Here is a 14,366-nt window from a genome sequence, read left to right as displayed (position 1 = left end):
CAGATCGTTCACCCACCTGCTGAGAGCAATATAACCGCAGTGGGGACGGTTGCTGGTTTTGTCGCAAACTTTTGGGAAGGTCGTAGAAACGACTATCGCTGGGCACACTTATGCAGCGAGCGCGGTGAAATTGCTTAAGTGCGGATTGGCCATTGGTTGAAAATTGCCGCTTGCGGATCATGTGGGCCACCTCGATACCATCCAGTGTCGCTGACGCAGACTGAAAAGATTTGAAGCCCTTCATCGGGCGGCTCAGCTTCTTGATAAACCGGTGGTCTTGCTCGATCACGTTGTTGAGATATTTGACCTGCAGGATCTCGATCAGCCAGAACCATCCCTGCAACAGCAGCATCCAGCTCATGTTTTGCAAACCTGCCAGATTGGTCCCGCTCTTGTCGATGACGACCTTTTCGGGCCACCCGTTATTCTCGATCATGCGAGCGAAGAAGGCGCTGGCCGCAGCCTCGTCGCGGTGCGCAGACAGCATAAAATTGAGGGTTTTGCCGAATTTGTCGACAGCACGATAGAAATAGGTCCACCGGCCTTTGACCTGGATGCAGGTCTCGTCCATCTGCCAGGAGCTGCTGGTTGCAGATTTCCGGCGCTGGGCCTTACAGGCAATAAGCAGTGAATATTTCACAACCCATCTGTTCAGCGTCGCGTGGTCAACGGCAACACTGCGCTCAGCCATAATCTCCTCAAGATCGCGATAAGACACGGCGTATCTAACGTAGAAAAACACCGCATACAAAATCACGTCCTTCGGGTAGTGGCTGCCCTTGAAATCGACCATGACGGAGAAATCAGCCCGCCTGTTCATCTTCAACCCGGATCTATGCCATCATCAATCAGGTTGCAAACCCAGCGAAAAGTTGCGACAAAACCAGATGGGCAGGCTGCCGCGATAACCGAGCGAAGTTCCATAAATGCGTTATGCCTCGTGTCATCGCCCGGCTAGCTAACGGCGGATTGCGAAATCGCCGTTAGACTGGTCCTTCATCGGCAGCACGCTTGACGCTCATGGACAGCGACCAGCTCCGCCACGATGCTGCAGATGTTCGTTTGCGGCTGGAAAGCTGAGGAGGGTCGATACACAGAGCCCAATCTTTGAGGACGAGATCCGGCTTCGCTGACCCGTAGCTACCGCCTCAAGCCGTCATCACTACACGCCCGAAGGGGCGCGCCTCGATCAGATACTGGACAGCATCCGGCGCCTGGTCGAGCGGGAACGTCTTGGCGACGGTGGGCTGGAGCTTTTTTTCGGCCAGATGTTCCCGGAGTTTCGCCTGGGCCGCGCCCAGCTTTTCCGGAGTGAACAGTCTCATCGTAAAGCCTCGGATCGTGGCGGCCTTCCAGATGATGTCGGTCACGTCGACTTCCGCTTCGCGGCCTCCGGCATAGCCGACAACGGCGAGCAGTCCGCCCTGTGCGAGTGACCCCACCGAGTCTTTTGTGAGCTTGCCGCTTACGCCGTCGATAGCGACGTCTACACCCTTCCCGTTGGTGATGCGCATCACGCCGTCCCTCATGCTCTCCTCGGAGAGATCGATGACGTGCTCGTATCCCGCTGCCTTGGCCTGCTCGGCCTTGGCCGTCGTGCTGGCCGTGGAGATCGCCTTCGAAGCTCCGAAGACCTTTGCGAGCTGCACCGCTTCCATGCCAACTGCACCTCCGACGCCCGGAGCAAGGATGGTTTGGCCTTCCTTGAATTGCGTGAATTCTGTGAGTACCAGATAGGCAGTCAGGTATCCCGCCCCCGCTAGGAAGGCAGCAGCGTGAGCGTCGTCAACATGGTCCGGTACCTTGGCCAGTCCGGCTGCGGGAGCGGCGACGTATTCGCGCCAGGTGCCGTCAGCGACGAGACCAAAGCCACGTCCGGTCACGAACACCCGGTCACCGACTGCGAAGTCCGCGGATTTTGATTCGGCAACGATGCCCACACCCGTCTGGCCACCGATACGCGGCAGGTTTTCCGCAGTTGCTGCGTAAAAGTGGCCGGACCGGAATGTGTTGTCGAGAGGATTGATGCCGAACGCTTTCATGTCGACGAGAACCTCGCCGTCGGCCGCCTGGGGCTTCGGCAGGTCCACCACCCGGTTCTGATGGTAGTCGCCGTAATCCTGATACTGGACTGCTTTCATGTCGAATTTCCTTCTGTGTGGGGATAAATGTTGCTTGGAGCCCTCAGGCGGACTTCCGCGCGAGAAAAGTCTTGGCTGCGTCAGCGGCACCCCATAGGGAACCGGGATTGATCCGGTCGGGGTAAAGCTCGATCATGTGGTCATACAGCTCCTGCGCGATGGCCGTCTGGCTATCGAGCCGATCGAAGGCCTCGACGTACTTCCGGGTGGCGCCGAGATGCGCCGCTGCATGGTCTGGATCGAGCGGACCATGACCAACAACGACATGGCGCGGTTGGAGCGCGGAGATTTTGTCGATGGCGGCAATCCATTCCAGGCGTCCAGCATGATCGGACTCGGCAAGAAACGGATGTGTGCCGTTGTAGGCAGCATCTCCTGCCAGGACAAGGCCGATCGATGGCACAAACAAACTGGTCGTGTGGTCGGTGTCAGTGTGGCCGACCTCGATGGGAAGGAGCTTATCACCTTCCAGCTCAGTTTCAGAAGCAGTGCAAGCCCAAAAAAATGATCAGGATGGGCATGGGTGATGTAGATCCAGCGCAGGGTCTTGTGACGCGCCTCTATCCAGTCCCCGAGTTCGCTGTTCTGCTGGTCGCTGAGCAATGTGTCAACGAGAACTGCATCGCTGTCACCGTAGATGAGTGTGACCGCGTTCGATACCCATGTGAGGTCGTCTTTGCCGGGCGGAACTCCTTGGGTTGCTCTAGCGCGCTTGCGGATAAACACTTCCCATTTAAGAGGTAGGGCACTCTTGTTTTTCGCCATAATTGCACTTCGACAAAGGTGGTTTAAGTTTGCAACTGGATTAGCTGTACGCAGTTGGTTTAAATTTGCAACTGATTTTTTTCATGGTATGGTCTGTAAGATCGTAGGGGCGGCCGTCGCCCTCGTGTTGAAGGGAACTGACATCTTGAAGGGAAAGCGCACAAGTTTCGAGAAAAGCGCATGCGCCATAGCGCGCTCTGTCGGCGAGATTGGAGACTGGTGGTCTCTCCTGATCGTTCGCAACGCCTTCTATGGCACGCGTCGATTTAGCGATTTCCAGAAAAGACTGGGTCTAGCAAAGAACATTCTTGCAGCCCGCCTCAAGAAGCTGGTGGACGAAAAAATCCTGGAGATGATCCCAGCTTCGGATGGCAGCGCTTATCAGGAATATGTGCTGACCGAAAAAGGCAGGGATCTGCATGTGATCATTGTCGCTCTCTGGCAGTGGGGGGAGAAGCACACGTTCGAGCCTGGGGAACTGAGGGCGAGCATGGTGGACAGCAAGCGCCACGAGGTGCTGCTGCCTGTAGTACTCAAGGCGGCTGACGGACGTGAACTGGACGGCTACGGATTTGAGTGGCAACAATACGAGGCAACGCAGTAGGCCTGGAAGGGCTTTGGTGCGTGGATCGTTAATCGCGTTGGCTTAGGTGATCGGCATGCGCAACAACCGGTTCAAGCATAATGCCGCCCACCGCCATCGTATCGGTAAGATGAAGTTCAGGGTCGCGAACTGGTCGGAATACGAGGCAGGCCTTCTGCGGGAGCATGACGCTGTGGATGACAGAGGAAGCGCTGTCGTTGTGGCAAGCACCGAAGCGCTCGACACGCGGTGGCCAGCCGCGCTACTCCGATCTGGCGATCGAAACCGCTCTCACGCTAGGCTTGGTGTTCGGCCTGCGACTTCGCCAGACGGAGGGTTTACTGACATCGGTGCTGAAGTTGATGGAATTGGATCTCGCCGTCCCCGATCACACGACGCTGAGCCGACGAGCACGGACATCGCGATTGGCCGACAGCCGGCAAGGCCGTGGCGCTCCGATAAAGAAGCCCGTTCACGTTCTTATCGACAGCACCGGGCTGGAGGTCTATGGCGCTGGCCAGTCTGGAAGAAAAGCATGGTGCCAGATCACGGCGCAGGTGGCGCAAACTGCATCTGGCACTGGATGCCGACAGCGGCGAGATCATCGCTCACATCATGACCGACCAGGATACCGGCGACGCCTCGCAGGTGGAGCCGCTACTAGACCAGATCGACAGTCCGATTGTCCAATTCACCGCCGATGGTGCCTATGACGGCAAACCAACCTACGACGCCGTCACCAACCACAGCGCTTGCGCCGCGGTGGTCATTCCGCCGCGCAGCAATGCGGTGGAACGGCAGAACGACATCGAGCCCTCCAATCAGAGGGACTGTCATACCGCTGCGATCAGCATCGACGGTCGGATGAAATGGCAAGCCACGACTGGCTACGGCAAGCGATCGCTCGTCGAGACGGCGATCGGTCGCTACAAGTCCATCATCGGACGTCGACTGAGGGCGCGATCCTTCAAAGCGCAACAGACCGAGGTTGCCATCGGCTGCGCCGTCCTCAATCGCATGCTTGCGTGCGCACGCCCGAAATCCGTTCGTCGCATGACAACCACCGCCTAAACGACGGCATCAAAGATCAGAGTCCGAAAATTCTCCGATCCCCGCACCAACGCTGACCAAGATAGGTATCTCCGGGCATCACCGTTTGTATATTAGGTGTGTTCAGCCGAAAGGAGTCCCAGCGCTGGGTTCGCCAGGTCTCACCGATGCGACCTCGCTCCAACACTCTATGACGCAAGCCGCGCTGCGCCAGCGCATGACTGACGCCCAGCCCCGCCCAACCAGCACCGATGACAACGGCGTCTACAATGTCCGTTGCGATCGTCATTACGCTCCCCATTTCGCCACACGCGGACCGGTCACCGGGCTCCTGACGTCGAACGCGGTCTCTATGGTATTTTCGACAGGAGCGAGATCGGTAGCGTTCATGAGAATTCCTTAAACTCGATGTTAAGTTCGGACGGCGGGAATCAAACGGAATCAGAATCCTCGGCTTTCCGCGATACGATCTAACGTCTGCATGAAAATTGCCGGGCTATCGTAGTTTTGAAACTCAGAAGCAATACCGGCGCTGCATTTGGCGAACTCCTGGTTTTCGAAGATCTGCGTGACGGCATCCCTGATGGCTTCCGCAGTCGGGGTAGCAGTCTTAAGATCGATCCCGACCCCAGCCCACGCAATTCTTGCCGCCACCTCTGGCTTGTCCTCTGTCGCGCCTGCCACGATGATCGGAACGCCTGCGGCAAGGGCCTGGTTGACCGTCCCGTAGCCACCGTTCGTAATCAGCAGATTGATTTTTGGGAGCAGCCAGTCGAACGGCAGATATGCGGCAATACGGGCGTTGGCCGGAAGATCCACGGGAAAATCGGTGACCGCGCGGCCGCCCGTCGTCACGAGCACAAGCGTGTCCGGCTCACCGGCGAGCGCCGTCAGACTGGGTGCGACAAGGGCCCCGAAATCTTCATTGGCGACCGTCCCCTGAGTAACGAGTACCACACGGCTGAAGTTTTCAAGTTCGTCAGCCCAATAAGGGAGCGGCGTTGTAGAACGGATCTGGGGCGCAGCTCCGACGAAGGTGATGGAGCTGTCTTGATCCTGTGGATACTCGAACGAGGGCACCGTGGTCTGGCAAAATGCGTCAGCGAGAAGCGTAGTCGAGTTCCCGAAGTGAGACGCGTGGTTCTGGAATCCAAGTCCACGCAAGATGGTGTCGTAGAGCTCTTGAATAGGGGCCAAGGCAGCTGTGGCCCCTGGAAAGGCGTCATCAACGTAAATCTTGCGCGTTACTTCGTCTGTTGCGAATGGCAGTGCCGGTCCATGCGGGGCGCCATCCTGACGCGGCGTGCTCAAGTATGTTATGCCCCAACCGATCATCGCTGGCCGGGCACTCCGCTCTTTCAGCAGCAGCGGGACGGCTCCGTAAAAGAGGTGTTCATAAACGACCACGTCGGCATCGAAGTCGTCAACGAGCTGTTCGAGACCGACATATTGGCTTTCCATCGTGCCAAGAAAGAACGTTTTGAAATCATAGAACATACGTTCGATGCCCGGCGCATATGAGGCCCGGTCCGGAAAACCCTTGTCGATATCACGCAAATCGAAATCGACGTCCGAAGGAAGCAGCCGGAACGTTGCACCGGTACGCTCCACGGAGTCGCGCAACGTTGATCCTGTGTAACCAACCACGTCGTGACCGGATTGAGTCAGGAACTGCATCGTGCCGAGTAGCGGATTGACGTGACCGCCGATTGGCGTTGCTGCAAAGATGATCTTCATCCCAGAGGGTCCTTTCCCGATGGATGCCGTCTATCCAGACTGGCTGGGATTTGACGGCGTCTGATCTCGAGGAATAGGCGTCGTATGTTTTCTGGCGGTTTCAGCAAAAAGCATTTTGATTACGACTGTAGTTACAAGGGCGTCGGCTTCCGTCCATCACCGATAACATCCACACTTGGTCTGATGTTGAGCCGCGACGTGCGTATCAAAGTGCAGACCTGATCATTGATCCAGAGCGTATCGCCGTCGACAAGGCAACGATGACCGCCGGCGCACTTTTGGAATTCCCGCGCACTATTCTTCGAGGCCGCTTGAACAAGCGTGGGGGTGCCCGCATTTGTCTAATGCTCTTTAGATCCCATCAGGGGTGGATAGCGGCCTGCACCGTGGCAGAGTGAGGTCGCTAGAAAACTCTCTAAAGGCCAATCATGCCGATGAAAGCAGATCAAACTCGAGCACAGACCGCTACCTCCGTCGCTCTTGGCGCAATTTTCGTTTCGTTGGAATTGAGCAAATCGACATGGCTCGTGACGGCTCTCTCGCCAGGAAGCGAAAAGATGTCTCGCCATACAGTGACCGGAGGCGACATGCCGGCTTGTTCTCATGTTTTTGCCGCCCTTCGCCAGAAAACGCAGCGGCGTAAAGACAGGCTTTATTCGCTGGTCGTGATCCAGGAGGCTGGGCTTGATGGCTTCTGGCTGGGTCGAGTGCTCAGCAAGGAAACCTGGATCGAGAGCCATATGGTGGAGGCCTCATCCATTGCCATGCCGCGCCGTCATCGCCGCGCAAAGACGGATCGCATCGACGGCGAAACGCTAAACCGCGGCCTGATAGCCTGGAAACGCGGTGAGCCGCGTGCTTGCTCGATGGTCAACCTTCTCACACCCGAGGAAGAAGATCCAATTGAACATAGAGGACGCGGGACAAATTGTGATTCTGAACGGGCCTCCGCGGTCGGGAAAATCGAGCATTGTCAAAGTCATCCAGGAAACCTTCGACAACCCGTGGCTCAATCTCGGCGTCGATGTCTACGTCAGGGAGATGACACCCAGCCGTTACCGACCAGGTATTGGCGTTCGACCAGGAGGTGAGCGGCCGGATCTCGAACCTCTGATACCGGTCTTTTATGCTGCCCTCTATGAGTCGTTTGCGGCTCATAGCCGGTTGGGTCTCAATGTTGTTGTCGGCGTAGGGCACCACAATGCCTACGCGAAACCCAGTTATATCCTGGCGGACTGCGCGCGCCGATTATCCGGGCTGCCAGTGTTGTTCGTCGGCGTTCACTGCTCCATCGAGGTCGTTATGGAGTGCAGGCGACAAGGCCAAGTTGGACGAGAAAATCTATATTTGACAGGTTCGGATCAAGATCCCGTGCCAGTTCCCGTGATGGCATGGCAAAGAGAAGTCCATAGTCCGGGCATCTACGATCTTGAGGTCGACTCCTCATCTACCACCCCTCATGAATGTGCGGTTATTATCCTGCGGTGTCTCGAAAGGCTTCACGAAGGGCCAACGGCGTTTGAGAGATTGGCTGAGGCCGCACGCGGCGGACAAACGTGACCCGGTCGTCGAATATCTGATATTCACGGTCCGTTCGGCCTTAGCGTGTCTGGCGGGGCAGATCTTGTTCCGCCCCCATAGATGCCGTCGACCTCACCCTGCTAGAGGCAAAGGCCGAGATTGATGACGTTGGTTCCGAGCTTCTGCTTCCGTTTCAATCAAAGTCCAAACCGGCCGGAAGTAAATCGAGATGGTCTAGTAAGCCGTAGATCAGCGCGAACACGATCACCACCACTAGGATATAGCAAGCGCACTCCAACGTGACTTTGATTATGTCAGTTGGGTCGGACGAGGTTCCTTGATCGTGATGCCACTTGATGGCGAAGAACATGCCCGTGCCTATCACGAGAACCTTGAACGCAATGAAGACTATAGGGACCCAATCCATCGTTTTGAATATTTCCTAGCTATTACTTGACACTATCTATCGTGAGGAGCACTGCCTCAAAACTGCTGCTTCAGCAGCTTCATTTTTTGTTCAAACCATCGTCAAATCTAACTTCGATCATAACATTCCCATCACACGGCATAAGTGTGCTTGCCCCATGTTTCCGGACAGGTTGTTTAGACGATCACCCGGGCAAGCGGTGCCGGCTGGGTGAGAAGACCGGCAAGTTGGTTCAATCCGTCCTCGAGCTCACTGCGGTCGGACGCGACGCCGAGGGAAATTCGCACCGCTTCCGTCGTACACTTCCCGACGGCAAAGGCAGAGCTTGGAACGATGAGCAGGCCCGCGCGCACCGCAGCCTCGACCAGGTCGTCAGCGCGCTGGCCGCTGGGCAACCGAAGCCAGAGTTGGTGGCCAAACATGTTAGCGGAGCGATCGAAGGCGCTGAGCAGCGACGATGCGAGCATCTGCCTTGTCAGCGTTTCGCGTCTAATGGCCGCCGTCACTTCCGCCAGTGTCCCATCCATTATCCAACTGCTTGCGAGTGCTGACATAAGCGGAGGCGCCATCAGCATCATGGCTCTGGTAACAGATGCGAGTTGCAGCGCGTCTGCTGCCTTGGGCACGAGGACGTAGGCAACCCGCAACGCCGGTGTCGCACACTTGGAAAGTGTCGAAATATGCCAGGTCGCCTCCGGCATGAGATCCGCAAAGGTGCGGCTCGGCCCCTCAAGCAGTGGACCGTAAGGATCATCTTCCACGATCATCACGCCGTAGCGGCGCGCAATTTCCACAATAGCCGCACGTCGCGGTTCGGGCATCGTCGCGGCCGTCGGGTTGTCAATATTGGGAATCACGTACAGAAGCTTTGGCGGCCTGATCCGGCAACTGCGCTCGAAATCCTCGGGTAGCAGTCCCTCGTAATCCATTGCGATCGGATCGATTACCAAGCGCATTTGCGCTGCGACAGCCTTCAAACCGGGATAGGTAAATTCGCCGGCGGCGATGAGGTCACCTCGAGACAGCAAAAGCTCGCAGACGGAAAAAAGCGCACTCTGGGCGCCAGCCGCAACAACGATACGGTCGATATCTGCGTTCTCGATACGTTGCTTGAGCCATCGGGTCGCCGCTTGCCTATCCGGCTCAGCACCAGCACTATCCTGATAATGCAAGTTCAGCAGTCCCTTGCCGTTCGCGAGCACTGCAGCAACCCCTTTGGGCATCAACCGCTGAAAATCGACGCCCTCCGGCTGGCATGGAATGTTCATGCTGAGATCGAGTGCCGCGGGACGAGGCTTCGAGGTACGCTTGCTCGAATAGTCCCTCACGAAGGTACCCCTGCCGATTTGCGCTTCAATAAGCCCGCGGCGGTGTGCTTCATTGAAGGCCCGGGTCACCGTTGTCAGGTCGACGCCAAGCGCTTCGGCAATGGAACGCTGCGGTGGCAACCGGTCACCCGCAGCAATGATACCGGCCTGGATGTCCTGTTCCAGAGCATCCGCCAAGCCGATATATTTCATACGGCCGCCGCCGACAATTCGCGCTTTCCACATAACCCTAACCGATAGTGTATGGCTGTATATCCATACACTTCACATACCATCCAGACATTCAGAAATGAAGCCTAATTCGGAACTCGCGCGAAGTGTCGCAGGCGGCGGTAGGTCCCAAGCAAGCTCCGAAGCGTTTCTGGATCCGTTTGTGCCCAACATTGTCGCTCCACGATCGACAAAATCCCTTCACCTCAGTGGTAAATGTATGGAAGCTAGGGGCGAGAAGTTCGCCCATGGTGGCCGCCCGGATCCACGCGACAAGGCTCGGCCGGTTGTCCGGCCCAAGGAGATGTTCATAGGCTGGTCAATATCTCACGCGGGATCGCCTTGGTCTTCACGGAAGTGCCCTTTGGTATTCAACCGCACCACGGACGTGGGGTAGGGGGACATCCATCCCGCCCGCACACGAATGGAACGGCCAGCCCTTCCGCTATCAAAGTCTGGCCAACATCCTCTCCATCAACCCTAAGGGTGCCGCAGCTACGGCCATAGTTGCACTTGTCCGTTCCTTCCGTTCCGGGTTTGCAGGAACACTCAACCTCCGGTCACCGTCGATGATCCGCTCGCCACGAGCTGCTTCACGCGTTCCGTCGCCTTGCTGCCAAGGGCAGCTTAGCTCGAGCATCGAGGATGGAATACCTCAGGGGCGTTGAAGCCGACGAGGCGGACGCGAGTTCCGTCGCCCATGCGAATGGTGTCGCCGTCTGTGATCGAAAAGCTCTGGGTCGCAAACTGCGAGGTCGTCGCCGTGGTCGCGTCTTCCAAACCTGATGACGGCCACAGGGAGGTCATGCCACCGTGAAAGACACGGCTTACCAGCACTACCGTCAGGAGGACTAGGAAGAGGGCTACCTTCACCTGCAGGCGTCGATAGCCATAGGTTCTCCGTGGGAACTTCCGTGGGATCGAAACGGGCGAGGCCGGACGCCCGTCTGCAAGCTGGACGACCGAAGCACCGGAAGGCTGGGTCAACCGCCTCAGCATCGACAACTGCTTTTCAGTGAGACGAGTCCGGACCCCATAGCGGACGAACTTCTGCTGGACGTCATAGAGAAATTGACGCTGCCACCTGGTTGGCTGTCCATTCCGAAGGATGTCATCGATCCGATTTCTGAAATGTGTGATCTCGATCTCGTCTAGCAAGCGCGCCCCCGTATCGTGGACATACCATAGCCGAGGTTGGCTAAACGCGAGTAACGGGATCGCCTACAATTTGAGCGATCAGTTGCCATCCCTGTCACAGCGATACGGCAAGGTCGCCATGAACCTCTCAGCTTCCCGAAAGGCGTGCGAATGTTCGCCGATTCGCTCGATCTCTTCGATGTCAATTCTAAACACCTGGTCTCGAAGACGGATATAGAGATCACCGCCACTACCTTGGCCAACGGACGAGTCGTTGTCGAGGAATCCGGCTTCGATCATTGCGTGCCCAATCGCCTTGCGGAGCTCGTTGTAGCTGGTCACATGAGTTTCCTTCAATCAGAAGTTTGATGGCCCGCAATTCAACTCCGCTTCCATCGAATTGGCCGGCGGGGGATCGATGGGCCACATGCGCCTGAGAAAAATTTGCTCACACCTGCCGCAATTGCAAGCGAGCGAACTTAGACTTTCGAATTGTCACTTCCTTGCAGCCCGAAGACCGCTTCCCGACCGATGGGAGCCGTCTTGCTCCTGTTCCAGCATAGGCTCTCAAGCCCGGGGACGTCGGCAGGCACGATCATCATTGCTCTTACTCCCTTTTCAGCAGGCCTTCGACGACTTCGGGGCCGAGAGCTTGCCCAAGGGCTTTCACGCCCTTTGGCGGCAACCTGGCGAGGCCTTTGGTGATGGCTTCTCTCCACGCATCCCCTCGATCCCATGCCTCCTCCCATGCGGCGGCGATTGCATCGCTCTGCCGCGTCTCCACGAGGCCTTCGAAGAGCAAGGAGGCCTGCGATAGGTCTTTGTCCGCTTTCACGCGTCCTAGCGTGTCTGTGAGCCTTCTCGAGGACACAATCAGCTTATGGACGGCATACCGCTCGGGGGCGGGGACCAGCACGTTTACGCCTTCGCGGTGGAGAAGCACCGTGCGGACAGGTTCATAAATCAGATAATCCAGGAACCGCAGGTTTTCCGCCGACGCACCGCCGAGCGCGGGCATGGGCGACGGCTTGCCCGTGTATTCCTCTGATCCTCGGTTTCCCGTCAGGAACTCCACCCTGTAGCCTTTGGCGTTCTGGAAGGCGACAACCTTAGCTCGGTCCGCCTGGTGCGGGACCGCCCGGAAGTCTGGATCGACCGACTGCAGGACCTCCGGAATCGGAGGCAAACTGTCTTCGACCCCGGCCGAGATCGCGAAGTCTTGCGCGAAATCCGCATCGCCTGTCTGCATTGCCGACGAGGGCAGCCGAACGCCGATCATTCCGGCATAGGTGCTGAACGCCACCGATCCAATGAGGACGGCCCGCAGCCGGAATAATCCGGCGTCAGCAAGAGCCTTCGTGACGTCTCCCGCAAATCCGTCTGGACCGGGGAGACCTGCACGACGTAGCGTGCTGACCATCCGCCTCCGCTCCCGCAGGTCGTCCTTGATCTCCTTATGGGCCTTCACCCGCGCCGTGATCTCTTCATCGCTCTGCGGACCGACATAGCTCCGCTTGTCCTTGCCCTCTTGAGTAGGGAGATCGAAATACCAGTAATCGCGACCCGTTCCGGCGTTACCGGGACAAGCTGTACCGCCAGGCGCAATGAGGGATCATAAGGAAATGTTGTCGGCCCTTCGAACGTCTTGCGGTCCACCGGTTCAATTGGCGACTGAGGATGGTCGCGAAACAGGGTCGAACGGGTGTCGCACCAAAGCCCCCAGGCAGCAACCACGTCCGGGCTGGAACGTACCTCGTAATAGAGATTTGCGATCTTCTCGCGCCATTCCCACAGTTGTTGAGTCTCGATCAAATCACACCCTCTCATGTCGGAAATTGTGTCGCTCGTTCATCGAAACGCTCGCCCAACCATCTCGGCGCAACTATTTACTTGCCGGATTTGCTCTGCCTACGTGACCATTAGCGAGGCACATTTAAGTGCCACGTCAACGAGGACTAGACCACACCTAAAAAGCTTCGGCAAGCTGCCAACCCGATCCATTGGCTGACTCGTAGACAGTGACCGCAAGCTCGGCGAGGTTACCAACGAACGCAAGTTTTGGATCGGCGAGCCCGCCGCCGCTGAGCCATCTGGAAAGGAGATAAAAACTACTCCGGCCACACTTGATTATGCCAAATGGCCTCATGCGCGGTTTCTTCAACTGCCCCTTAACGGCAAGAAGACGAAAAGATTGCCACCCAGGGGCGTCACTGTCCCGGATCGGTGGCTCAAAACAGACTATCAAATTCCCCGGCATAAGCGTCCGCATCCCGGTTGGCCCGACCTTTTCGACTATCCTGGTTTCGAGGACATGCCAGCTATGCTGGTGTGGTTTGGCGGAAAGCAGAAGTATCCGCTATGCCAGCGCCTCCTCTCAGAATGTGCGATAACAAGCCGCCTTGCTCAAGGACATCCGTGCAGCATTCGAGGCCGCTGGCATCGAGTTTATTCCTGAAAATGGTGGCGGCGTCGGCGTCCGCTTTTCCAAACCGAGAGATTGAACTGGCGCGGGTGATGTCATGTCTGGATGGCATGTGTTTCGTTGGGCCTCGTAATGCTTGCCGTCAATCATATGCAAAACCCCTATTATTTTGTTTGGTTTGCGTATGATCAGCGGATGCTTTCCCTGGATGATTACACCGAAAAAAGGTTATGACCGGGTGCTCGACATTCACACGCGAAGAGGCTCTGGCTGCGCTGCCGCTTAAACCCGACGCCTTCACCGCAGCTTTGATAGGTCTAGCGTTTGGAAAGCGCCCCGGCACTACAGACGATAAACAGCCACAAAACAGATTTCGGTCCGGCTCCCGTTAGATCCGAAAGGGTTGGAGCGGCCGTTGCGATTGTCAGATCGGCGGCAGGGTGATTGTAGACAAGGCGGCTATGCAGTCACGTTGCGGTGGAAGACGAGCGGGGGCACGTGTTTTCCTCAATCGGTTCGGCTGACACGCCCGCTCGGCTGCGCGAGGAAAGGTTTGAAGGCTGCCGCGATCTTTGCAAGAAATCCCTTACTGAACGATCCCAGCACTTCTGCATTTGGATCATAGTGGAAGCACTGTTCGGCTATATCGTGATTGAATTTCCACTCACGGATTCCAGCGCGGCGACTTTCGAGTTGCGGAATTTCCAGTGCGGTTTGATCGGAGCGGGGTGGGGTGCCCGAGATAGCCAATAGGATCAGGTTTGTCTGATTGCCTTTCGGGATTGCCAGAACCATACAAACTGGGCGTACCTTCCGTTCTTCGGTTTCTCCCTTGTCGCGCTGCCATGTCCAGAGATAAGGATAGTGGATGATCGAACCATTGGCCGAAGTATCAGCCATTGGTCTCACTTCCTTCCTGTATCAGCCGGTCCAGTTCGGGACCGATTAGCGCTGCCAATTCGGAGGGGGCCTCATTGGGGCCGTAAGCCCTGCGCGGATCGCCCACCCACGGTTCAAGATGGCGACCTTTGAACATCACAAGCTC

At 57.1% G+C, this 14,366-nt stretch carries 9 protein-coding genes and 6 pseudogenes; 4 read left to right on the top strand and 11 right to left on the bottom strand.

Annotated elements, in window-relative coordinates:
- Positions 1-127: 127 nt before the first annotated feature.
- The 3 genes and pseudogenes from FHT86_RS12955 to FHT86_RS38870 all read right to left on the bottom strand — a co-directional run.
- A pseudogene (locus FHT86_RS12955) lies at positions 128-793 on the bottom strand (IS6 family transposase); the annotation flags it as partial.
- A 355-nt stretch (positions 794-1,148) separates the two neighbouring features.
- Complete coding sequence (locus FHT86_RS12950) at positions 1,149-2,141, bottom strand: zinc-binding alcohol dehydrogenase family protein (protein ID WP_133707223.1); 993 nt, start codon at positions 2,139-2,141, stop codon at positions 1,149-1,151.
- A gap of 43 nt (positions 2,142-2,184) precedes the next feature.
- Positions 2,185-2,906, bottom strand: a pseudogene (locus FHT86_RS38870) (MBL fold metallo-hydrolase).
- 145 nt (positions 2,907-3,051) lie between these two features.
- Between FHT86_RS38870 and FHT86_RS12940 the strand changes: the two are divergent.
- A complete protein-coding gene (locus tag FHT86_RS12940) occupies positions 3,052-3,510 on the top strand; it encodes a winged helix-turn-helix transcriptional regulator (RefSeq protein ID WP_246779497.1) in 459 nt (152 codons plus the stop codon).
- 109 nt (positions 3,511-3,619) lie between these two features.
- Positions 3,620-4,560, top strand: a pseudogene (locus tag FHT86_RS12935) (IS5 family transposase).
- Positions 4,561-4,615: 55 nt separating this feature from the next.
- Here the strand turns inward: FHT86_RS12935 and FHT86_RS37990 are convergent.
- Positions 4,616-4,828, bottom strand: a pseudogene (locus FHT86_RS37990) (NAD(P)-binding protein); the annotation flags it as partial.
- A 152-nt stretch (positions 4,829-4,980) separates the two neighbouring features.
- Positions 4,981-6,276 carry a nucleotide disphospho-sugar-binding domain-containing protein gene (locus tag FHT86_RS12930; protein WP_133707222.1) on the bottom strand — a complete coding sequence of 432 codons (1,296 nt, stop codon included), beginning with the start codon at positions 6,274-6,276 and terminating at the stop codon, positions 4,981-4,983.
- 903 nt (positions 6,277-7,179) lie between these two features.
- Here FHT86_RS12930 and FHT86_RS12920 point away from each other — a divergent pair.
- The gene (locus FHT86_RS12920; protein ID WP_133707221.1) at positions 7,180-7,836 is read left to right on the top strand and encodes a phosphotransferase-like protein; all 657 of its coding nucleotides are present in this window, start codon (positions 7,180-7,182) and stop codon (positions 7,834-7,836) included.
- 564 nt (positions 7,837-8,400) lie between these two features.
- Here the strand turns inward: FHT86_RS12920 and FHT86_RS12915 are convergent.
- The 5 genes and pseudogenes from FHT86_RS12915 to FHT86_RS12895 form a co-directional block, all read right to left on the bottom strand.
- Entirely contained in the window at positions 8,401-9,777 is a 1,377-nt protein-coding gene (locus FHT86_RS12915) for a PLP-dependent aminotransferase family protein (RefSeq protein WP_133707219.1), read from the bottom strand.
- Between the two features lie 612 nt (positions 9,778-10,389).
- A complete protein-coding gene (locus FHT86_RS12910) occupies positions 10,390-10,761 on the bottom strand; it encodes a hypothetical protein (RefSeq protein ID WP_133707218.1) in 372 nt (123 codons plus the stop codon).
- 237 nt (positions 10,762-10,998) lie between these two features.
- Positions 10,999-11,241 (bottom strand): hypothetical protein, encoded by a 243-nt coding sequence (locus tag FHT86_RS12905; protein ID WP_133707217.1) that lies wholly within the window; start codon positions 11,239-11,241, stop codon positions 10,999-11,001.
- Between the two features lie 265 nt (positions 11,242-11,506).
- A pseudogene (locus tag FHT86_RS12900) lies at positions 11,507-12,460 on the bottom strand (GSU2403 family nucleotidyltransferase fold protein); the annotation flags it as partial.
- Positions 12,364-12,711, bottom strand: coding sequence for a hypothetical protein (locus tag FHT86_RS12895; RefSeq protein ID WP_246779496.1), 348 nt, complete (start codon positions 12,709-12,711; stop codon positions 12,364-12,366). The pseudogene FHT86_RS12900 and the gene FHT86_RS12895, both read right to left, overlap by 97 nt.
- Positions 12,712-13,292: 581 nt before the next feature.
- Between FHT86_RS12895 and FHT86_RS37985 the strand changes: the two are divergent.
- Positions 13,293-13,400: pseudogene (locus FHT86_RS37985) on the top strand (transcriptional regulator); the annotation flags it as partial.
- A 428-nt stretch (positions 13,401-13,828) separates the two neighbouring features.
- Here FHT86_RS37985 and FHT86_RS12890 read toward each other — a convergent pair.
- Complete coding sequence (locus FHT86_RS12890) at positions 13,829-14,221, bottom strand: hypothetical protein (RefSeq protein ID WP_133707215.1); 393 nt, start codon at positions 14,219-14,221, stop codon at positions 13,829-13,831.
- Between the last annotated feature and the right edge of the window lie 145 nt (positions 14,222-14,366).

Source organism: Rhizobium sp. BK313, from assembly GCF_014193655.1.
GTDB lineage: Bacteria > Pseudomonadota > Alphaproteobacteria > Rhizobiales > Rhizobiaceae > Rhizobium.
Note: the sequence above shows the minus strand (reverse complement) of the source record. Positions and strands in the feature narration are given on the sequence as shown.

Coding starts and splice junctions, on each gene's coding strand:
- FHT86_RS12930 (WP_133707222.1), bottom strand. CDS start 6,276: ATGAAGATCATCTTTGCAGCAACGCCAATCGGCGGTCACGTCAATCCG.
- FHT86_RS12915 (WP_133707219.1), bottom strand. CDS start 9,777: ATGTGGAAAGCGCGAATTGTCGGCGGCGGCCGTATGAAATATATCGGC.
- FHT86_RS12910 (WP_133707218.1), bottom strand. CDS start 10,761: ATGCTGAGGCGGTTGACCCAGCCTTCCGGTGCTTCGGTCGTCCAGCTT.
- FHT86_RS12890 (WP_133707215.1), bottom strand. CDS start 14,221: ATGGCTGATACTTCGGCCAATGGTTCGATCATCCACTATCCTTATCTC.
- FHT86_RS12950 (WP_133707223.1), bottom strand. CDS start 2,141: ATGAAAGCAGTCCAGTATCAGGATTACGGCGACTACCATCAGAACCGG.